At 63.5% G+C, this 18,209-nt stretch carries 24 protein-coding genes; 22 read left to right on the top strand and 2 right to left on the bottom strand.

Annotated features, from left to right (window positions below; all coding sequences use genetic code 11):
• The first annotated feature begins 26 nt into the window (after positions 1 to 26).
• From mlaD to tatC, 22 genes are all read left to right on the top strand, one after another.
• A complete protein-coding gene (gene mlaD, locus MRBLMU1_RS24675; protein WP_090324479.1) occupies positions 27 to 497 on the top strand; it encodes an outer membrane lipid asymmetry maintenance protein MlaD in 471 nt (156 codons plus the stop codon).
• The gene (locus MRBLMU1_RS24670; protein WP_363507184.1) at positions 498 to 1,400 is read left to right on the top strand and encodes an MlaA family lipoprotein; all 903 of its coding nucleotides are present in this window, start codon (positions 498 to 500) and stop codon (positions 1,398 to 1,400) included.
• Positions 1,401 to 1,430: 30 nt separating this feature from the next.
• Positions 1,431 to 2,072: an MlaC/ttg2D family ABC transporter substrate-binding protein gene (locus tag MRBLMU1_RS24665; RefSeq protein WP_363507181.1), complete on the top strand. Its 642-nt coding sequence runs from the start codon at positions 1,431 to 1,433 to the stop codon at positions 2,070 to 2,072.
• Between the two features lie 22 nt (positions 2,073 to 2,094).
• Positions 2,095 to 2,439: an STAS domain-containing protein gene (locus tag MRBLMU1_RS24660; protein ID WP_090324486.1), complete on the top strand. Its 345-nt coding sequence runs from the start codon at positions 2,095 to 2,097 to the stop codon at positions 2,437 to 2,439.
• Positions 2,440 to 2,625: 186 nt separating this feature from the next.
• Positions 2,626 to 3,540 (top strand): ABC transporter ATP-binding protein, encoded by a 915-nt coding sequence (locus MRBLMU1_RS24655; protein ID WP_363507178.1) that lies wholly within the window; start codon positions 2,626 to 2,628, stop codon positions 3,538 to 3,540.
• Positions 3,537 to 4,304, top strand: coding sequence for an ABC transporter permease (locus MRBLMU1_RS24650; RefSeq protein ID WP_363507175.1), 768 nt, complete (start codon positions 3,537 to 3,539; stop codon positions 4,302 to 4,304). The genes MRBLMU1_RS24655 and MRBLMU1_RS24650 overlap by 4 nt, the downstream gene beginning before the upstream one ends.
• A gap of 23 nt (positions 4,305 to 4,327) precedes the next feature.
• Positions 4,328 to 4,564, top strand: coding sequence for a BolA family protein (locus MRBLMU1_RS24645; protein ID WP_090324494.1), 237 nt, complete (start codon positions 4,328 to 4,330; stop codon positions 4,562 to 4,564).
• A 2-nt stretch (positions 4,565 to 4,566) separates the two neighbouring features.
• Positions 4,567 to 5,817, top strand: a complete 1,251-nt coding sequence (gene murA / locus MRBLMU1_RS24640) for a UDP-N-acetylglucosamine 1-carboxyvinyltransferase (RefSeq protein WP_363507172.1) — start codon at positions 4,567 to 4,569, stop codon at positions 5,815 to 5,817.
• A 16-nt stretch (positions 5,818 to 5,833) separates the two neighbouring features.
• A complete protein-coding gene (gene hisG, locus MRBLMU1_RS24635) occupies positions 5,834 to 6,496 on the top strand; it encodes an ATP phosphoribosyltransferase (protein WP_209722055.1) in 663 nt (220 codons plus the stop codon).
• A gap of 25 nt (positions 6,497 to 6,521) precedes the next feature.
• The gene (hisD, locus tag MRBLMU1_RS24630; protein WP_363507168.1) at positions 6,522 to 7,847 is read left to right on the top strand and encodes a histidinol dehydrogenase; all 1,326 of its coding nucleotides are present in this window, start codon (positions 6,522 to 6,524) and stop codon (positions 7,845 to 7,847) included.
• Positions 7,844 to 8,707, top strand: a complete 864-nt coding sequence (locus MRBLMU1_RS24625; RefSeq protein ID WP_414646114.1) for a DNA-methyltransferase — start codon at positions 7,844 to 7,846, stop codon at positions 8,705 to 8,707. Before hisD ends, MRBLMU1_RS24625 begins: the two co-directional genes overlap by 4 nt.
• Before the next feature lie 13 nt (positions 8,708 to 8,720).
• Positions 8,721 to 9,815, top strand: coding sequence for a histidinol-phosphate transaminase (gene hisC / locus MRBLMU1_RS24620; protein ID WP_363507165.1), 1,095 nt, complete (start codon positions 8,721 to 8,723; stop codon positions 9,813 to 9,815).
• Positions 9,816 to 9,836: 21 nt separating this feature from the next.
• Positions 9,837 to 10,427 carry an imidazoleglycerol-phosphate dehydratase HisB gene (gene hisB, locus MRBLMU1_RS24615; protein ID WP_090324507.1) on the top strand — a complete coding sequence of 197 codons (591 nt, stop codon included), beginning with the start codon at positions 9,837 to 9,839 and terminating at the stop codon, positions 10,425 to 10,427.
• A 28-nt stretch (positions 10,428 to 10,455) separates the two neighbouring features.
• The gene (hisH, locus tag MRBLMU1_RS24610) at positions 10,456 to 11,094 is read left to right on the top strand and encodes an imidazole glycerol phosphate synthase subunit HisH (RefSeq protein WP_363507161.1); all 639 of its coding nucleotides are present in this window, start codon (positions 10,456 to 10,458) and stop codon (positions 11,092 to 11,094) included.
• A gap of 59 nt (positions 11,095 to 11,153) precedes the next feature.
• Complete coding sequence (hisA, locus tag MRBLMU1_RS24605; protein WP_090324511.1) at positions 11,154 to 11,942, top strand: 1-(5-phosphoribosyl)-5-[(5-phosphoribosylamino)methylideneamino]imidazole-4-carboxamide isomerase; 789 nt, start codon at positions 11,154 to 11,156, stop codon at positions 11,940 to 11,942.
• 7 nt (positions 11,943 to 11,949) lie between these two features.
• The gene (gene hisF / locus MRBLMU1_RS24600; RefSeq protein WP_363507158.1) at positions 11,950 to 12,714 is read left to right on the top strand and encodes an imidazole glycerol phosphate synthase subunit HisF; all 765 of its coding nucleotides are present in this window, start codon (positions 11,950 to 11,952) and stop codon (positions 12,712 to 12,714) included.
• A 20-nt stretch (positions 12,715 to 12,734) separates the two neighbouring features.
• The gene (gene hisI, locus MRBLMU1_RS24595) at positions 12,735 to 13,178 is read left to right on the top strand and encodes a phosphoribosyl-AMP cyclohydrolase (protein WP_363507155.1); all 444 of its coding nucleotides are present in this window, start codon (positions 12,735 to 12,737) and stop codon (positions 13,176 to 13,178) included.
• Complete coding sequence (locus tag MRBLMU1_RS24590) at positions 13,175 to 13,516, top strand: phosphoribosyl-ATP diphosphatase (protein ID WP_315399966.1); 342 nt, start codon at positions 13,175 to 13,177, stop codon at positions 13,514 to 13,516. The genes hisI and MRBLMU1_RS24590 overlap by 4 nt, the downstream gene beginning before the upstream one ends.
• Positions 13,517 to 13,576: 60 nt before the next feature.
• Complete coding sequence (locus MRBLMU1_RS24585; RefSeq protein WP_363507152.1) at positions 13,577 to 13,948, top strand: histidine triad nucleotide-binding protein; 372 nt, start codon at positions 13,577 to 13,579, stop codon at positions 13,946 to 13,948.
• Positions 13,949 to 14,093: 145 nt separating this feature from the next.
• On the top strand, positions 14,094 to 14,303 hold the full coding sequence (gene tatA / locus MRBLMU1_RS24580; protein WP_363507614.1) for a Sec-independent protein translocase subunit TatA: 210 nt from the start codon (positions 14,094 to 14,096) through the stop codon (positions 14,301 to 14,303).
• A 55-nt stretch (positions 14,304 to 14,358) separates the two neighbouring features.
• Complete coding sequence (tatB, locus tag MRBLMU1_RS24575; protein ID WP_315216089.1) at positions 14,359 to 14,859, top strand: Sec-independent protein translocase protein TatB; 501 nt, start codon at positions 14,359 to 14,361, stop codon at positions 14,857 to 14,859.
• Positions 14,859 to 15,617 (top strand): twin-arginine translocase subunit TatC, encoded by a 759-nt coding sequence (tatC, locus tag MRBLMU1_RS24570; RefSeq protein WP_363507148.1) that lies wholly within the window; start codon positions 14,859 to 14,861, stop codon positions 15,615 to 15,617. The genes tatB and tatC overlap by 1 nt, the downstream gene beginning before the upstream one ends.
• Here the strand turns inward: tatC and MRBLMU1_RS24565 are convergent, their stop codons facing one another.
• Together MRBLMU1_RS24565 and MRBLMU1_RS24560 are read right to left on the bottom strand one after the other, a co-directional pair.
• The gene (locus tag MRBLMU1_RS24565) at positions 15,618 to 16,028 is read right to left on the bottom strand and encodes a hypothetical protein (RefSeq protein WP_363507145.1); all 411 of its coding nucleotides are present in this window, start codon (positions 16,026 to 16,028) and stop codon (positions 15,618 to 15,620) included.
• Positions 16,029 to 16,197: 169 nt separating this feature from the next.
• On the bottom strand, positions 16,198 to 18,144 hold the full coding sequence (locus tag MRBLMU1_RS24560) for a DUF885 domain-containing protein (RefSeq protein WP_363507142.1): 1,947 nt from the start codon (positions 18,142 to 18,144) through the stop codon (positions 16,198 to 16,200).
• Positions 18,145 to 18,209: the final 65 nt, after the last annotated feature.

Genomic DNA, 18,209 nt, shown 5'->3' with positions numbered 1-18,209 from the left:
CTTAGTAGTATTACGCGAGGATAGCTATGCAACGTAAATCACTGGATGTCTGGGTCGGTCTGTTCATCGTCATCGGCGTGGCCGCGCTGATGTTCTTGGCGCTGAAAGCCGGCAACATGGGTTCCATGTCCTTTGGCAAAACGTATCCGATCACGGCCAAGTTCGACAACATCGGCAGCCTGCGTCCGCAGGCGGCGGTCAAGGCGTCGGGCGTGGTGATCGGCCGCGTCGGCGAGATCAAGTTTGATGACAAGAGTTACCAGGCGCTGGTAACCTTGAATATGGAAGAAGGTTATAAATTCCCTAAGGACAGCTCCGCCAAAATTCTGACGGCCGGTCTGCTGGGCGAGCAATACGTAGGCATCGAGGCCGGCGGCGACACCAACAATTTGGCCGCCGGTGACAAAATCGCACGAACCCAATCGGCCGCCGTGCTGGAAGACCTGATCAATCAGTTCATCTACAGCAAGGCCGCCGAAGGAAAAAAGGAAGAATAAATGTCTAGCACCCCGAAACACTTCCGCCAGGCCGCGCTGGCGCTGGGCGTCACCTTGATGCTGGCCGGCTGCGCCGGCCCCAATCCGCGCGACCCGTACGAAAGCTACAACCGCGCCGTGTTCTCGTTCAACGACACCGTCGATACCTACGCGTTGAAGCCCGTTGCGACGGTGTACCGCGACGTTACGCCATCGTTCGTGCAGACCGGCGTCGGCAACTTCTTCGGCAACCTGGGCGACGCCTGGACCGCCGTCAACAACCTGCTGCAAGGCAAGGGCGAGGCCGGCATGACCGACATCACCCGCTTCGCGCTGAACTCGACCCTGGGCATCCTGGGCCTGTTCGACATCGCCTCCGAGGCAGGCTTGCAAAAGCACAAGGAAGACTTCGGCCAGACCCTGGGCACCTGGGGCGTGTCGTCCGGTCCCTACCTGATGCTGCCGCTGCTGGGCCCATCGACGGTGCGCGACACCGTGGCGCTGCCGGCCGACTTCGCCGGCAACATCTGGCGCTACAAGGACCCGGTCCACGTGCGTAACATCGGCACCGGCGTCAACCTGATCGATACCCGCGCCAGCCTGCTCGACGCCACCAGCATGCTGGAAGACGCCGCGCTGGACCGCTACGAGTTCATCCGCGACGGCTACCTGCAGCGCCGCGAAAGCCTGATCCATCCGGACGGCGACGGCCCAAGCAATTCCAAGAAGCAAGATCCAGCGAACGACGAGGGCGCGCCCGCGGCCAAGCCGGACGCCGCGCCGGCCGCGCCGGTGACGCCGCAAGCGACCGCGCCGGCGCCTTCCGAAGCGAAGTCTGCGGAAAATTCCGCAACCGTGTCATCCGAATCGGCACCCAAGGAGTTAAACTCCGGTACGCCGGCTGCGAGCGACGCCAGCCTGTGACCCCGAAGAACCCACATAGGTAGATAAAAGATGAAATTGTTCAAACAACTGTTAGCCATCGCCACCGTCTCGCTGGCCTTCAACGCCCACGCCGCCGGTCCCGCCAACGAGGCGCCGGACGCGCTGGTCAAGCGCATCAGCCAGGACGTCATCGAGACCGCCAAGTCCGACAAGGCGATCCAGGCCGGCGACACCAAGAAAGTCATGCAGCTGGTCGAGACCAAGATCCTGCCGTACGTCGACTCGGACCGCATGACCTCGCTGGCGGCCGGCCGTTTCTGGCGCGACGCCACCCCCGAGCAGAAAAAGCAGCTGTCGGAACAGTTCCGCACCCTGCTGATCTACACTTACTCGGGCGCGCTGTCGCAGATCAAGAACGAAACCGTGGACTTCCAGCCGCTGCGCGCCGACCCGTCGGACACCGAGGTGGAAGTGCGCTCGAAGGTCAACATGACCCGTGGCGAGCCGATCACGCTGAACTACCGCGTGGCCAAGGCCGCCGCCGGCTGGAAGATCTATGACATCAACGTCATGGGCGCCTGGCTGGTGGAAACCTACAAGGGCACGTTCGCGTCGGAGATCAGCAAGGGCGGCATCGACGGCCTGATCAAGACCCTGACCGCGAAAAACCAGTCGCTGGCGAGCAAACCTTTGAAAACTACGGCAAAATAAGCTTTTACCGGAAATAACGACCATGTCCGAACCGACCGACAACCTGCAATCGCTCACGTCCCTGACCGTGCTCAACGCCACCGCGGCGCTGGAGCGCGGCCTGGCGGCCATCAAGGCCGGCCAGACGGTGTTCGATCTGCGCCACGTGTTGACGGTCGATTCGGTGGCCGTTTCGGTCTTGCTGGCTTGGCAACGCGCCGCCAGCGAGGCCGGCGTCAAGCTGGAACTGAAGAACCTGCCACCCGCGCTGCAAAGCTTGACCAAGCTGTACGGCGTCTGCGCGCTGGTGTTCCCCGAGCAAAGCGATCCCGCGCAAGCCTGCGCCGGCCAGGCCGACGCGCCTGCCGACCTGCACCACCATCATTGACCCCCGCCCCACCCCGCCGCCTGTCGTACCTCTAAGTTATCCCCGGTTATTGCCCATCCGGCTCTGCCGAAGCAGATTTCCAATATAATTGAACGTTGCCACCGCCTAAGAGCCGTGGCGCCTGGTTATACCTTCCGCCCCATTCCGCGCCGGCCCACGCCGCCGCACACAACTGATAAGTCAAGCATGACAGCGATCCAAATAACGAATGTCGAGAAGCGCTACAAGTCGCTCCAGGCACTGGGCGGCGTCTCCCTCTCGATCGAGGAGGGAGAGTTCTTCGGCCTGCTGGGCCCCAACGGCGCCGGCAAAACCACGCTGATCTCCATCATCGCCGGCTTGATCCGGCCCGACGCCGGCAAAGTCGCCATCCACGGCCACGATGTCACCGGCGACTTCCGCGAGGCGCGCCGCAAGCTCGGCGTGGTGCCGCAGGAGCTGGTGTTCGATCCCTTCTTCACCGTGCGCGAGACCTTGCGGCTGCAGTCGGGCTACTTCGGCCTGCCCAATAACGACGCCTGGATCGACGAGGTGATGCACAATCTCGACCTGACCAACAAGGCCGACACCAATATGCGCGCGCTGTCGGGCGGCATGAAGCGCCGCGTGCTGGTGGCGCAGGCGCTGGTGCACAAGCCGCCCGTCATCGTGCTCGACGAGCCGACCGCCGGCGTCGACGTCGAACTGCGCCAGACCTTGTGGAAGTTCATCTCGCGCCTGAACCGCGAGGGCCACACGGTGGTGCTGACCACCCACTACCTGGAGGAGGCGCAAGCCATGTGCAAGCGCGTGGCCATGCTCAAGGGCGGCAAGGTCGTCGCGCTGGACACGATGGCGGCGCTGATCCGCCGCATCTCCGGCTCGCAGTTGATCGTCAACATGACGCACGGCGAGCTGCCGGAGGACTTGAAGCCTCTGGTGACCCATCCGGAGGCCTCCGACCACGGCCGCAAATACAGCCTGCGCATCAACGAGTATTCGGAGGTCGAGGGCATCCTGGCCCGCCTGCGCGAATCCGGCGCCGTCATCGACGACATGCAGCTGCAGCAGGCCGACCTGGAAGACATCTTCCTGCAGATCATGGACAAGGGGACCGTATGAACTTCATCTCGAGCGGTTTCCGCACCCTGGTCTACAAGGAGACGCTGCGCTTCTGGAAGGTGGCCACGCAAACCATCGCCGCGCCGATCCTGACCGCCCTGCTGTACCTGATGATCTTCGGCCACGTGCTCGAAGGCCGGGTGCAGGTGTACGAGGGCGTCAGCTACACCTCGTTCCTGATCCCCGGCCTGGTGATGATGAGCGTTTTGCAGAACGCCTTCGCCAACTCGTCGTCGTCGCTGATCCAGTCCAAGATCACCGGCAACCTGGTGTTCGTGCTGCTCACGCCCCTGTCGCACTGGGAGATCTTCTCCGCCTACGTGCTGGCGTCGATGGTGCGCGGCCTGGTGGTCGGCTTCGGCGTGTTCGCGGCCACCGCCTGGTTCGCCCACATGTCGTTCACCGCGCCGCTGTGGATCATCGTGTTCGCGCTGCTGGGCGCCGCCATCCTCGGCACCATGGGCCTGATCGCCGGCATCTGGGCCGAGAAGTTCGACCAGTTGGCGGCGTTCCAGAACTTCCTGATCATGCCGCTGACCTTCCTGTCCGGCGTGTTCTACTCGATCCACTCGCTGCCGCCGTTCTGGCTGGCGGTGTCGCATTTGAACCCGTTCTTCTACATGATCGACGGCTTCCGCTACGGCTTCTTCGGCCAGTCCGACACCAATCCATGGACCAGCCTTGCCATCGTCTCGGCCTTCCTGGTGGTGCTGTCGCTGGCCGCCATTCGTCTTCTGCGCAGCGGCTATCGTTTACGCCACTAAGCCTCGTTATTTAAGGATTCATCATGACCACCACTCCAGAACTGATCCACGGCTACATCTCCGCCGGCCTCGAATGCACCCACCTCGAAGTGGAGGGCGACGGCCAGCACTTCCAGGCCGTGATCGTTTCCCCGGCGTTCGCCGGCAAGCGTCCGATCCAGCGCCACCAGATCGTCTACGCCGCGCTGGGCGACCGCATGCGCGAAGAGATCCACGCGCTGTCGATGAAAACCCTCACCCCTGAAGAATACAAAGGATAAGCATGGACAAGCTCCTCATCCAAGGCGGCAACCGCCTGCACGGCGACATCAACATCTCCGGCGCCAAGAACGCGGCGCTGCCCATCCTGTGCGCGGGCCTGTTGACCGCCGGCGATCTGGAACTGACCAACGTGCCGCACCTGCACGACGTCGCCACGATGCTCAAGCTGCTGAAGGAAACCGGCCTGCAGGTCAAGCAGGACGGCGACGCCGTCACCCTCAACGGCGCCAACATCGACAAGCTGGAAGCGCCGTATGAGCTGGTGAAAACCATGCGCGCCTCGATCCTGGTGCTCGGCCCCCTGCTGGCGCGCTTCGGCGAAGCCAAGGTGTCGCTGCCGGGCGGTTGCGCGATCGGCTCGCGCCCGGTCGACCAGCACATCAAGGGTCTGCAGGCGCTGGGCGCCGAGATCACCATCGACGCCGGCTACATCTACGCCAAGTGCAAAAAGCTCAAGGGCGCGCGCATCGTCACCGACATGATCACCGTGACCGGCACCGAGAACCTGCTGATGGCCGCCACCCTGGCCGAGGGCGAGACGGTCCTGGAAAACGCCGCGCGCGAGCCGGAAGTGACCGACTTGGCCAACCTGCTGGTGGCCATGGGCGCGAAGATCGAAGGCATCGGCACCGACCGCCTGGTGATCCAGGGCGTTGAAGCTTTGCACGGCGCCAAACACGCCGTCATCTCCGACCGCATCGAGGCGGCGACCTTCCTGTGCGCGGTGGCCGCAACCGGTGGGGACATCACGATCCGCAACACGCGCGTCGATATCATGGACGCGGCGCTCGACAAGCTGCGCGAAGTGGGCCTGAAGATGACCGTCGGCGACAACTGGATCCGCGCCCAGATGGACCAGCGCCCGGAGCCGGTCACCTTCCGCACCACCGAATACCCGGGCTTCCCGACCGACATGCAGGCGCAGTTCATGGCGGTCAACACCATCGCCTCGGGCCCGAGCCGCGTGACCGAGACCATTTTCGAAAACCGCTTCATGCACGTGCAGGAGATGAACCGCCTGGGCGCGTCCATCGAGACCGACGGCAACACCGCCTTCATCAAAGGCGTCGCGCAGCTGGTGGGCGCGCCGGTGATGGCGACCGACCTGCGCGCCTCGGCCTCGCTGGTGATCGCGGCGCTGGCCGCGCGCGGCGAGACGCTGATCGACCGCATCTACCACCTCGACCGCGGCTACGACCAGATGGAAGTGAAGCTGTCCGCCGTCGGTGCCAACATTAAACGCATCAAGTAACCCGGATTAAGTCAACATGAGCGCATTCCAAGCTAATTCGCAGCTGATCCTGGCGCTGTCGAAGGGACGTATTTTCGAGGACACCCTGCCGCTGCTGGAAGCGGCGGGCATCACCGTCACCGAGAACCCCGAGACCTCGCGCAAGCTGATCCTGTCGACCAACGATCCCGACGTGCGCGTCATCATCGTGCGCGCCACCGACGTGCCGACCTACGTGCAGCACGGCGCGGCGGACTTCGGCGTGGCCGGCAAGGATGTGCTGCTGGAGCACGGCGGCGAGGGCTTGTACCAGCCGATCGACTTGAACATCGCGGCCTGCCGCATGTCGGTCGCCGTCAAGAACGGCTTCGACTACGAGACGGCCGTGCGCCAGGGCGCGCGCCTGCGCGTGGCCACCAAGTTCGTGCAGACCGCGCGCGAGCACTTCGCCAAGAAGGGCGTGCACGTCGATCTGATCAAACTTTACGGTTCGATGGAGCTGGCGCCGCTGGTCGGCCTGTCTGACGCCATCGTCGACGTGGTCAGCACCGGCAACACGCTGCGCGCCAACGACCTGGTCGAAGTCGAAGCCATCATGGACATCTCGTCGCGCCTGATCGTCAACCAGGCCGCGTTGAAGCTCAAGCGCGAGCGTCTGCAACCGATCATCGAAGCGTTCGAACGCGCCTCGAAGTTATGAACAAGCTGTAACCACGGATTCCATCATGCCGATTCAAATCACCAAGCTCGATTCCACCCAAGCCGATTTCAAAAAGTCACTGGACACCCTGCTGGCGTTTGAAGCGGGCACCGACGACGCCATCGAGCGCGCGGTGGCCGGCATCCTGGCCGACGTCAAGGCGCGCGGCGACGCCGCCGTGCTGGAATACACCAACCGCTTCGACCGCATTCCGGACGGCGGCGCCGCCAGCATGGCCGCCTTCGACATTCCGGAATCCGAACTGCAGGCCGCGCTGGCCGCGATTCCGGCCGCCCAGCGCGAGGCGCTGCAAGTGGCCGCCCAGCGCATCCGCGTGTTCCACGAGCGCCAGAAGCAGGAGTTGCAAGGCTTCACCTACACCGAACCGGATGGCACGGTGCTGGGCCAGAAAATCACCCCGCTCGACCGGGTCGGCATCTACGTCCCGGGCGGCAAGGCCGCCTATCCGTCGTCGGTGCTGATGAACGCGATCCCGGCGCACGTCGCCGGCGTCGAGGAAATCATCATGGTCGTGCCGACCCCGGACGGCGTGAAGAACCAGATGGTGCTGGCCGCCGCCGCCATCGCCGGCGTCACCCGCGTGATCACCATCGGCGGCGCGCAAGCCGTCGGCGCGCTGGCCCACGGCACCGAAACCATACAGCCCGTGGACAAGATCGTCGGCCCGGGCAACGCCTACGTGGCCGCCGCCAAGCGCCGCGTGTTCGGCATCGTCGGCATCGACATGATCGCCGGCCCGTCCGAGATCCTGATCGTTTGCGACGGCACCACCGATCCGGACTGGGTGGCGATGGACCTGTTCTCGCAGGCCGAGCACGACGAACTGGCGCAAGCCATCATGCTGTGCCCCGACGCCGATTACATCGCCAAGGTCGAGCAAAGCATCAACAAGCTGTTGCCGACGATGCCGCGCCACGAAACCATCCGCACCTCGCTGACCGACCGCGGCGCGCTGGTCAAGGTGCGCGACATGGACGAGGCCTGCGCCATCGCCAATTCGATCGCCGCCGAACACCTGGAAATCTCGGCCGAGAACCCACAGCAGTGGGCCGACAAGATCCGCCACGCCGGCGCCATGTTCCTGGGCCGCTTCTCGTCCGAGTCGCTGGGCGACTACTGCTGCGGCCCGAACCACGTGCTGCCGACGTCGCGCACCGCGCGCTTCTCGTCGCCGCTGGGCGTCTACGATTTCCAGAAGCGCTCGTCCGTGATCATGGTCAGCGAGGCGGGCGCGCAAACCCTGGGCAAGGTCGCGGCCGAACTGGCCTACGGCGAAGGCCTGCAAGCCCACGCCCGCAGCGCCGAACTGCGTTTGAAGACGCCGCGATGACCGTGGCCGTGGCCATGGACAGCAAGGAGACCTGGATCAACCAGGTCTTCTGCGAGGATGCGCTGGCCGGACTGGCGCGCATTCCGGATGGTTCCATCGATTTGATCCTGACCGATCCGCCCTACAACCTGGGCAAGGACTACGGCAACGATTCCGACTCGCAGACGGTGGAGGAATACCTGCGCTGGACCGAGCAATGGATCGACGCCGCGCTGCCCAAGCTGAAACCCAACGGCAGCCTGTATATCTTCCTGACCTGGCGTTTTTCGCCGGAGATCTTCGTGCTGCTGAAAAAGCGCATGACGATGATGAACGAGATTATCTGGGACCGCCGGGTGCCGTCGATGGGCGGCAGCGTGCGCAGTTATTCGTCGGTGCACGACACCATCGGCTTTTTCGTGCGCCGCAAGGATTACTACTTCGATCTGGACGCGGTGCGCATTCCGTACGACGCCGAGACCAAGAAAGCCCGTTCGCGCTCGATTTTCGTCGGCGCCAAATGGCTGGAGGTGGGCTACAACCCCAAGGATTTGTGGAGCGTGTCGCGTCTGCACCGCGAGCATCCCGAGCGCGCCGACCATCCGACGCAAAAGCCGCTGGAGATCATCGAGCGCATGCTCAAGGCTTCGTGCCCTCCGGACGGCGTGGTGCTGGACCTGTTCATGGGCAGCGGCACGACGGCGATCGCCGCCAAGCGCTGCGGGCGAAATTTCGTCGGCTTCGAGTTGAATCCCGATTACTGCGCCATCATCGCCGAACGCATCGCGGCGGCGGATTTGCCGCCACCGCCCGAAAAGAAGAAGCCCGTCCCCAAAAGCAGTAAAAAACCCGCGGTGAAACGCACCGCAACAACCACCTAGGAGCCCACGTAAGATGTCTTCCATCGACACCCTGATCAACACCACCATCCGTTCCGATGTGCGCGCCGTAGCCGGCTACCACGTCGCCGACGCGAGCGGTTTTATCAAGCTGGATGCGATGGAGAACCCTTACCACCTGCCAGAGCATCTGACGCGCGAACTGGCCCGGCGCCTGGCCGACGTCACCCTGAACCGCTACCCGGTCGCCTCCTACGAAAGCACCAAGGAGCGCATCCGCGCCAAGCTGGGCATCCCGGCCGGCTACGATGTCATGCTGGGCAACGGCTCCGACGAGCTGATTTCGATCCTGTGCATGGCCTGCGCCCACCAGGACCGCCGCGCCGTCGCCATCTCGCCGACACCGTCGTTCGTCATGTATTCGCGTTCGACCAGATTCGCCGGCATGGACTATGTCGGCGTGTCGGTCAAGGCCGACCTGACGCTCGACATGCCGGCCATGCTGGCGGCGATCGAAAAACACAAGCCTGCGCTGGTGTTCCTGTCGTATCCGAACAACCCGACCGGCAACCTGTTCTCGGACGACGATATCGTCGCCATCATCAAGGCATTGGATGGTTTCGGCCTGGCCGTGGTCGACGAGGCCTACGAGCCGTTCGCCCAGAAAACCTTCATGGACCGTCTGCCGGAGTTCGACAACCTGATCGTCATGCGCACGGTGTCCAAGCTCGGTTTGGCCGGCATCCGCCTCGGCTACATGTCGGCCGCGCCGAAATTGCTCGAGCAATTCGACAAAGTGCGGCCTCCTTACAACATCAACGTGCTGACCCAGACGGCGGCCGAATTCGCGCTCGACCATCTGGACGTGCTGAACCAGCAGGCGGCCGCTTTGCGCGCCGCACGGACCGATCTGATGGCCGCGCTGGCCGCCATGCCGGGGGTCGAGGTGTTTCCGTCGGCGGCGAATTTTATCTTGATTCGGGTGCCAAATGCCGATGATGCCTATGCGAAACTACTGTCCCACAAGGTATTAATTAAAAATATGAGTAAAATGGATACCGTGATGGCCAATTGTTTACGTGTCACGGTCAGCACACCGGAAGAGAACGCCGCCTTCCTGGATGCCTTATCCGCATCGCTTGCAGCTTAAATCACCGCCACCGAGCCCTTCATGAACCGCACCGCAGAAATCATCCGCAACACCAACGAGACGCAAGTCCGCGTTTCCATCAATCTCGACGGCACCGGCAAGCAAAAGCTGAACACCGGCGTGCCCTTCCTCGACCACATGCTGGACCAGATCGCCCGCCACGGCCTGTTCGACCTCGACGTCGAAGCCACCGGCGACATCCACATCGACAACCACCACACGGTGGAGGACGTCGGCATCACGCTGGGCATGGCCGTGGCCAAGGCCATCGGCGACCGCAAGGGCATCGTCCGCTACGGCCACTCGTACGTGCCGCTGGACGAGGCGCTGTCGCGCGTGGTGCTCGATTTCTCCGGCCGTCCGGGCATCGAATACCATATCCCGTTCACGCGCGCGATGATCGGCACCTTCGACGTCGACCTGACCCTGGAATTTTTCCGCGGCTTCGTCAACCACGCGCTGGTGACCTTGCACATCGACAACCTGCGCGGCACCAACGCGCACCATCAATGCGAAACCGTGTTCAAGGCCTTCGGCCGCGCGCTGCGCATGGCGTCCGAGCTGGACCCGCGCGCCGCCGGCACCATTCCGTCGACCAAGGGCAGCCTGTAAGGGCACAACCGGCTTACACACCAAGATTATGAAAAAAATTGTCGTAGTTGATTACGGAATGGGTAATCTGCGTTCGGTCGCGCAAGCGCTGCGCGCCGTCGCCCCCGAGGCCGACGTCCTGATCTCGGGCGAAGTGGCCGATATCGAGGGCGCCGACCGCATCGTGCTGCCGGGCCAGGGCGCGATGCCGGACTGCATGCGCAGCCTGCGCGAATCGGGCGTGCAGGAGGCGCTGATGGTGGCCGCCCGCAACAAGCCGCTGCTGGGCGTGTGCATCGGCGAACAGATGCTGTTCGACGCCAGCGAGGAGGGCGGGGCCGCCGGCCTGGGCCTGCTGCCGGGCAAGGTGGTGCGCTTCCAGCTCGACGGCCAGTTGCAGGAGGACGGCTCGCGCTTCAAGGTGCCGCAGATGGGCTGGAACCAAGTCCGGCAAAACGCGTCCCACCCAATGTGGAGCGAAATCGCCGACAACAGTTATTTCTATTTTGTGCACAGTTATTTCGCCCAGCCGGAGCACAGCGCGCACACCGTCGGCACCACCGTCTACGGTGCGCCGTTCAGTTGCGCCGTCGCTCGTGATAATATTTTTGCCACACAGTTCCATCCGGAGAAAAGCGCCGCGACCGGACTGCAGTTGTACAAGAACTTCGTTCACTGGAATCCTTGATCGCCTATCGCCCTGGCTTGTAACCTCGAACCTTTCACTTTCTCACACTTAAAACCATCATGCTGCTCATTCCTGCCATCGACCTCAAAGACGGTCACTGCGTTCGCTTGAAACAAGGCGATATGGAACTCGCCACCGTATTCTCCGAAGATCCGGCCGACATGGCTTTGCATTGGCTGAAGCAGGGCGCGCGCCGCCTGCATCTGGTCGATCTGAACGGCGCCTTCGCGGGCAAGCCGAAGAACGAGGGCGCCGTCAAGGCGATCCTGAAGGTGGTGCAGGAGTACGCCGAGGAAAACGGCCTCGACGAGATTCCGGTCCAGCTGGGCGGCGGCATCCGCGACCTCGACACCATCGAGCGCTACCTCGACGCCGGCATCAGCTACGTCATCATCGGCACGGCCGCCGTCAAGGAGCCGGGCTTCCTGCACGACGCCTGCGGCGCCTTCCCGGGCCACATCATCGTCGGCCTCGACGCCAAGGACGGCAAGGTCGCCACCGACGGCTGGAGCAAGATGTCCGGCCACGAGGTGATCGACCTGGCCAAGAAATTCGAGGCCTACGGCGTCGAAGCGATCATCTACACCGACATCGGCCGCGACGGCATGATGGGCGGCGTCAACATCGACGCCACCGTCAAGCTGGCGCAGGCGGTCAAGATCCCGGTCATCGCCTCCGGCGGCCTGCACAACCTGGCCGACGTCGAAGCGCTGTGCGCGGTGCAGGACGAGGGCATCGAGGGCGTCATCTGCGGCCGCTCGATCTACGAGGGCACGATCGACCTGGCCTCGGCGCAGTTGCGCGCCGACGAGCTCAGCGGCGACCTCATCGACGACGAGGAAGAATAAGGCTGCCATGCTCGCTAAACGCATCATTCCCTGCCTGGACGTGACCGACGGCCGCGTCGTCAAAGGCGTCAACTTCACCGAGCTGCGCGACGCCGGCGACCCGGTCGAGATCGCGCGCCGCTACGACGAGCAGGGCGCCGACGAACTGACCTTCCTCGACATCACCGCCACCAGCGACAACCGCGGCCTGATCCTGCACATCATCGAGGCCGTGGCCTCGCAGGTGTTCATTCCGCTGACCGTCGGCGGCGGCGTGCGCGAGGTGGCCGACGTGCGCCGCCTGCTCAACGCCGGCGCGGACAAGGTCAGCATGAACTCGTCTGCCGTGGCCAATCCGCAGCTGGTGTTCGACGCCTCGCAAAAGCACGGTTCGCAGTGCATCGTGGTGGCGATCGACGCCAAGCAGGTCGCGCCCGGCAAGTGGGAGGTGTTCACCCACGGCGGCCGCAAGGCCACCGGCATCGATGCCATCGAGTGGGCCGTCAAGATGGAAAAATTGGGCGCGGGCGAGATCTTGCTCACCAGCATGGACCGCGACGGCACCAAGTCCGGCTTCGACCTGGGCCTGACGCGCGGCGTCTCCGACGCCATCGGCATCCCGGTGATCGCCTCGGGCGGCGTCGGCGGCCTGCAGGACCTGGCCGACGGCGTCAAGCTGGGCAAGGCCGACGCGGTGCTGGCGGCCAGTATCTTCCACTACGGACAGCATACGGTGCAGGAAGCCAAGCGTTTCATGGCACAACAGGGCATTCCGATGCGCCTGACCAATTGATCACAGCACTGGATAGCATTATGTCGACCACCCCGAGCAGCCTCGCCAAAGCCAAATGGCTGAAAAAAATTCAATGGGACGAAAACGGCCTGGTGCCGGTCATCGCCCAGGAAGCCGGCAGCAATGACGTGCTGATGTTCGCGTGGATGAACCGCGACGCCCTGGCCAAGACGGTCGAGCTGGGCGAGGCGGTGTACTGGAGCCGTTCGCGCAAGAAACTGTGGCACAAGGGCGAGGAGTCCGGCCACACGCAAAAGGTGCTGGAAATCCGCCTCGACTGCGACGAGGACGTGGTGCTGCTCAAGATCGAGCAGGCCGGCGGCATCGCCTGCCACACGGGCCGGCATTCGTGCTTCTTCCAGAAGTTCGAGGGCGACGCGCTCGAGGGCGACTGGCAGAACACCGAGCCGGTGCTGAAAGACCCGTCCGATATTTACGCGGCAAAACCGAAGAAGACCCCATGAGCACACAACTGGACCGCCTGGCCGAGCTGATCGAATCACGCAAGCCGGCCAACGGCGGCGACCCCGCCGCCTCCTACGTGGCCAAGCTGTTCGCCAAGGGCGACGACGCCATCCTGAAAAAAATCGGCGAGGAAGCCACCGAGACCGTCATGGCCGCCAAGGACGCCCGCCACGCCGGCGGCGACGGCGCCAAGGTCTTGTACGAAGTGGCCGACTTGTGGTTCCATACGCTGGTGCTGCTGGCCCAGTTCGACCTGAAGCCGCAGCAGGTGCTCGACGAGCTGGCGCGCCGCGAAGGCGTGTCCGGCATCGCCGAAAAAGCCGCGCGCAAGGAATAGGGCCGGGAACAATAAGCCGGAACAACATGCCGGGACAACACCACCATTGATGGAGCCGCTGTGGAAAACTGTTTGTTTTGCAAGATAGCCGAAAAGAAAATCCCTTCGACGGCCGTGTACGAGGATGACGAGTTGCTCGCGTTCAAGGATATCAACCCGGCCGCGCCCGTGCATTTGTTGGTGATTCCAAAGAAACACATCTCGACCCTGTCCGATTGCAGCGCCAACGAGGCGCCGCTGCTGGGCAAGATGCTGGCCCTCGCCCCCCGTCTGGCAGAGGAATTCGGTTGCGCGGTCAGCTATGATGCGGACGGCACGCCCGGCGGCGGCTACAAGACCCTGATCAACAGTGGGCCGGACGGCGGGCAAGAGGTGTACCATCTGCATTTGCACGTGATCGGCGGCGCGCACCCCTGGCGCGGCCAGCGGTAACAGCCGGCATCGGGGCGGCGTACCGTTGGTTTATATCGCTTGCCACATGACATCTACATGACACGCCGCCGTTCGCTTATACTGTCGCACGCGGTTCTTGAATCAACGGATAATCTGGGCGCATGCGCCTTGCAAGGGGAATATGATGGGTTCATTTAGTATTTGGCACTGGCTGATCGTTCTGGTGATTGTGATGCTGGTCTTCGGCACCAAGAAACTGAGCAATATGGGTTCCGACATCGGCAAGGCCGTCAAGGGCTTCAAGGATGGCGTCAAGGGCGACGACGACAAGCCCGCCACGCCGGCCGCGCCGGGCACCATCGACGTCGACGCCAAAGAGAAAAACAAGCAGTAAGCCGGTCCGGGCCCGCGAATTGTCGCCGGGCCCCGCTGGCTGACGCGCATATCTTATGATCGATCTCGGTCTTACCAAACTTGCTGTGATCGGCGTGGTTGCGCTGATCGTCATCGGTCCCGAAAAGCTGCCCCGCGTGGCGCGCATGGCCGGGACCTTGTACGGGCGCGCCCAGCGCTACCTGAACGAGGTCAAATCCGAGGTCTCGCGCGAAATCGAGCTGGAGGAATTGAAAAACCTCCACAAGACGGTGCAGGACGCCGCGCAGAACATCAAGAGCGACGTGGAAAACTCGATTTCGCAGAACATCTCCGAAGTCGAAAACGCCTGGCACGACACGCCGGCGTCGACCCCCGACACCTCGTCGTACGGCAGCGTCAGCACCGACGACCTGGCGCGCAAGGCGCGCGAATTCCGCCGCAAGAAGGTGGTGCGCAGCGCCGCCATTCCGGCCTGGTACAAGCAGCGCCACGGCGGCAAATTGCATGTCACCTCCGGCGCCGCGCGGGTCGCCCGCTTCCGTCCACGCGGCAACACCAACGCTAGCTTCTACTAATGACTACACCGAACTCCGGCGAAGAAACCTTCATCTCCCACCTGATCGAACTGCGCGACCGTCTGGTCAAGGCGTCGATCGGCGTGGCGCTGGTGTGCCTGGCGCTGATGATCTGGCCGGGGCCGTCGCAAATCTACGATTTCATCGCGCGGCCGATGATCGCATCGCTGCCGGTCGGCTCGAAGATGATCGCCACCGGCGTCATTTCGCCGTTCCTGGTGCCGATGAAGGTGACCCTGGTGATCTCGATCATCCTGTCGCTGCCGTGGGTGCTGTACCAGCTGTGGGCGTTCGTCGCGCCCGGCCTGTACGCGCATGAAAAGCGCCTGATCGCGCCGCTGGTCATTTCGTCGTCGTTCCTGTTCATGTCGGGCGTGGCGTTCTGCTACTTCCTGGTGTTCGGCCGGGTGTTCCAGTTCATCGCCGAGTTCTCGCCGCAGTCGATTGCGGTGACGCCGGATATCGAGAACTATCTCGATTTCGTCATGTCGATGTGCCTGGCTTTCGGCGCGACCTTCGAGGTGCCGGTGGTGGTGGTGATCCTGGTGCGCATGGGGTTTGTGACCGTCGCCAAGCTCAAGGAGATCCGTCCCTACGCCATCGTCGGCGCGTTCGTCATCGCGGCGATCGTCACGCCGCCGGACGCGGTCAGCATGTTCTCGCTGGCCATTCCGATGTGTTTGCTGTTCGAGCTGGGCCTGCTGGTGGCGCCGCTGTTTGTGCGCATCTCGACGGCGCCGGAAGAGACGCAGTCCTGATCAGCCCGGCAGCCGTGTCAAGATCACGGCGGCCAGCCCGAGCGCGACCACCTGTCCCGCCAGCGCGATGCCGAGCAGCCAGCGTAGCGGGCGCAATTTGGACTCGAATCGTGCATCGATTTCAATCTTCAGCTGGTCGAATCGCGCATCGATCTCAACCTTCAGCTGGTCGAATCGCGCATCGATTTCGACCTTCAGCCGATCCATGCGCGCATACACCTCGCTCTTCAGCGTATCCATTCTGGCCAAGAGCTCGCTTCTCACCAGCATCAGTTCGGCCGGCGTGACGCTGGCCGTCGCCAGCGCGTCGCTGAGCGCCTGCGCATGGGCGTCGGCCTGGTCGGCCGGAATTCCAGCCTCAACCAACCGTCTGGCGTACTCAAGGGTATCGAACTTGATCGGCATGGTCATGATCACTCCCGGCTTTTATCGTAGCAGAACCGGCCCGGCATGGGCTAAGCGACCATCGTATCGAATCGGTGGATGAGGCCTTTGCGCGCTCGCAAGCGGCCGGCGGCCGAACGAAAAAGGGGCGCCGACGTCTCCGCCGGCACCCCCTTCGCAATTCGATACCCTGAAACTACTTCATCATCAAGCCCTTGATCACCCGCACCGGCGCGCTGCCGTAGCTGAGGAATTGCTCGTGGAATTCCTTCAGGTTGAACTTGTCGCCCAAGGCCTTCCTGCGCTCTTCGCGCAATTCCATGATCTCGCTGTAGCCGCTGAAATAGCTGGTCAGCTGCACCGACGACACCTGCACCCGGTGCCATTTCTCGACCGCCTCGGTGCGCGTCTGGAAGGCCTGGCGCGTCAGCAGGTCGATCGCCTGTTCCTCCGTCATGCCCAGCACGTGCACGCTGTAGTCGAGGATGGTGTTGGTCACGCTGCGCAGGTTCCACTTCGAATACATCAGCCACATTTCCGGCGCGTTGTCGCCGTAGCCGGACTCCAGCATCATGCGCTCGCCGTAGACCGCCCAGCCCTCCACCATCGCGCCGTTGCCGAAGATCGACTTGACGATCGACGGCGACTTGTTGGCATACACCAGCTGCGCGTAGTGGCCGGGAATCGCCTCGTGGATATTGAGGATCTGTAGTATCCAGTGGTTGTACTCGCGCAGGCTGCTCTCGGCCGCCTCCGCCGTGGCGCCATCGAGCGGCGTGACGTTGTAGTAGGTGCGGTCCTGCGGGCGGTACGGTCCCGGCGCGTCGATGCTGGCGCCGGCGACGCCCGCCTGATAGGCCGGCGTCGCGCGCACCTCGAGCTGCTTGTTGCGGTCCAGGGTCAGCAAATTCTTGCTGACCACCCAATCCTGCAGCACGGGAATCTGGCGCTTGATCTCGTTGACGAAATCCTCGCGCCGCACGTGGTTGGCCGACAGCTTGTCGATCATCATGCCGATCTTGGCGTAGCGGTCGGCCGGCCTGGCCACGCCGGGGAGATACTTGTCCCACATCTCGTCGGACAGCCGCTCCATATTGGCCAGCAGCTCCTCGCGCGCGGCCAGCGCCTTCTGGTAGGTCTGCTCGGCGGTGCTGCCGGACTGGATGTCGTAGGCGAACTTCTGCTCATACATCGCCTTGCCGATGCGGAAGGTGCGGCGGCCTTTGGTGTCCATCAGCTTGTCCATCTCGGTCAGGAAGGCCACATAGCCGTCGACCGCCGTCAGCGCCGCGTTGACCCGCTGCGTGAACTGCTGCTTCTCGATCGGCGTCAGGATCGACGCCTGCGCCGCCTTGTCGATCTCGGTCAGCACGGTCTGCACGCCGGGCGCCTGCTTGATCGCCAGGCGCGTGTGTTCGCGGGTCGGGTTGACGATGTTGTTGCGCGCCGCCTCGTAGTAGGCCGGAATGCCGGCGATGCGCTTGAGCAAGGTGCGCAGGCGCTGCGGCTGGGCTGCGTATTCGGTGGTCAGGATCAGGTCCAGCGGACCGGCGACGTTGTAGCCGGCCGGGTTCCACTCGAACTCGCGCAGGGTGGTCAGGCGGAAGCGGTCGCTATCGAGCTTGTTCATCAGTAGCGCCAGGTCGGTGCGCTGTTTCGGCGACAGCTGGCTGGCGTTGACTTTGCCGAAGCGCAGCTTCCAGTCGTCGATGAAGGCCAGTTCCCTGGTCTGCGTGGCCGCGTCCGGAATGGTCAGGGTGGCGGCGGTGTCGTACTTGCCGGCGTAGATCGCGCTTTCCGAATCGATGCGCCACAGGGCGTTGAGGAATTGGTTGCTGAGGGTGTCGAACGAACGGTCCTGGCGCCGTTCGGACACGGCGGCCACGGCGGGCCTGGCGGCGGCCACCGCCGTTGTCGCCGCGGCGGCCGCCACGGCCTTGCCCTTGCCGCCCTTCTTGGTGGTCTTGCTGTTTTTGCCAGCCTTGCCGGGGGTTGCGCTCTTGGTCCCGGTTTTGCTGGTGCTCTTGTCGCTCTTCGCGTTCTTGGTCTTGGTGCTGGCGTCCTTGTTGGCGGGCGCCGCGCCGGCCGGTGCGAAGGCGAGTGCCGCCATCACCACAGCCAGTGCAATTTTTGTCTTGATCATCGTCTGCAGCCTTGTGTTTATTTTGACAAGGCACGCGTGTCCACATCACGCTGCGGCAAGCGGGC

The organism is Burkholderia sp. LMU1-1-1.1 (assembly GCF_040675865.1).
Classification (GTDB): domain Bacteria; phylum Pseudomonadota; class Gammaproteobacteria; order Burkholderiales; family Burkholderiaceae_D; genus Rugamonas.
The sequence above is the reverse complement of the archived record's forward strand: the minus strand, read 5'-3'. Positions and strand labels throughout refer to the sequence as shown.

Coding starts and splice junctions, on each gene's coding strand:
- mlaD (WP_090324479.1), top strand. CDS start 27: ATGCAACGTAAATCACTGGATGTCTGGGTCGGTCTGTTCATCGTCATC.
- MRBLMU1_RS24670 (WP_363507184.1), top strand. CDS start 498: ATGTCTAGCACCCCGAAACACTTCCGCCAGGCCGCGCTGGCGCTGGGC.
- MRBLMU1_RS24665 (WP_363507181.1), top strand. CDS start 1,431: ATGAAATTGTTCAAACAACTGTTAGCCATCGCCACCGTCTCGCTGGCC.
- MRBLMU1_RS24660 (WP_090324486.1), top strand. CDS start 2,095: ATGTCCGAACCGACCGACAACCTGCAATCGCTCACGTCCCTGACCGTG.
- MRBLMU1_RS24655 (WP_363507178.1), top strand. CDS start 2,626: ATGACAGCGATCCAAATAACGAATGTCGAGAAGCGCTACAAGTCGCTC.
- MRBLMU1_RS24650 (WP_363507175.1), top strand. CDS start 3,537: ATGAACTTCATCTCGAGCGGTTTCCGCACCCTGGTCTACAAGGAGACG.
- MRBLMU1_RS24645 (WP_090324494.1), top strand. CDS start 4,328: ATGACCACCACTCCAGAACTGATCCACGGCTACATCTCCGCCGGCCTC.
- murA (WP_363507172.1), top strand. CDS start 4,567: ATGGACAAGCTCCTCATCCAAGGCGGCAACCGCCTGCACGGCGACATC.
- hisG (WP_209722055.1), top strand. CDS start 5,834: ATGAGCGCATTCCAAGCTAATTCGCAGCTGATCCTGGCGCTGTCGAAG.
- hisD (WP_363507168.1), top strand. CDS start 6,522: ATGCCGATTCAAATCACCAAGCTCGATTCCACCCAAGCCGATTTCAAA.
- MRBLMU1_RS24625 (WP_414646114.1), top strand. CDS start 7,844: ATGACCGTGGCCGTGGCCATGGACAGCAAGGAGACCTGGATCAACCAG.
- hisC (WP_363507165.1), top strand. CDS start 8,721: ATGTCTTCCATCGACACCCTGATCAACACCACCATCCGTTCCGATGTG.
- hisB (WP_090324507.1), top strand. CDS start 9,837: ATGAACCGCACCGCAGAAATCATCCGCAACACCAACGAGACGCAAGTC.
- hisH (WP_363507161.1), top strand. CDS start 10,456: ATGAAAAAAATTGTCGTAGTTGATTACGGAATGGGTAATCTGCGTTCG.
- hisA (WP_090324511.1), top strand. CDS start 11,154: ATGCTGCTCATTCCTGCCATCGACCTCAAAGACGGTCACTGCGTTCGC.
- hisF (WP_363507158.1), top strand. CDS start 11,950: ATGCTCGCTAAACGCATCATTCCCTGCCTGGACGTGACCGACGGCCGC.
- hisI (WP_363507155.1), top strand. CDS start 12,735: ATGTCGACCACCCCGAGCAGCCTCGCCAAAGCCAAATGGCTGAAAAAA.
- MRBLMU1_RS24590 (WP_315399966.1), top strand. CDS start 13,175: ATGAGCACACAACTGGACCGCCTGGCCGAGCTGATCGAATCACGCAAG.
- tatA (WP_363507614.1), top strand. CDS start 14,094: ATGGGTTCATTTAGTATTTGGCACTGGCTGATCGTTCTGGTGATTGTG.
- tatB (WP_315216089.1), top strand. CDS start 14,359: ATGATCGATCTCGGTCTTACCAAACTTGCTGTGATCGGCGTGGTTGCG.
- tatC (WP_363507148.1), top strand. CDS start 14,859: ATGACTACACCGAACTCCGGCGAAGAAACCTTCATCTCCCACCTGATC.
- MRBLMU1_RS24565 (WP_363507145.1), bottom strand. CDS start 16,028: ATGACCATGCCGATCAAGTTCGATACCCTTGAGTACGCCAGACGGTTG.
- MRBLMU1_RS24560 (WP_363507142.1), bottom strand. CDS start 18,144: ATGATCAAGACAAAAATTGCACTGGCTGTGGTGATGGCGGCACTCGCC.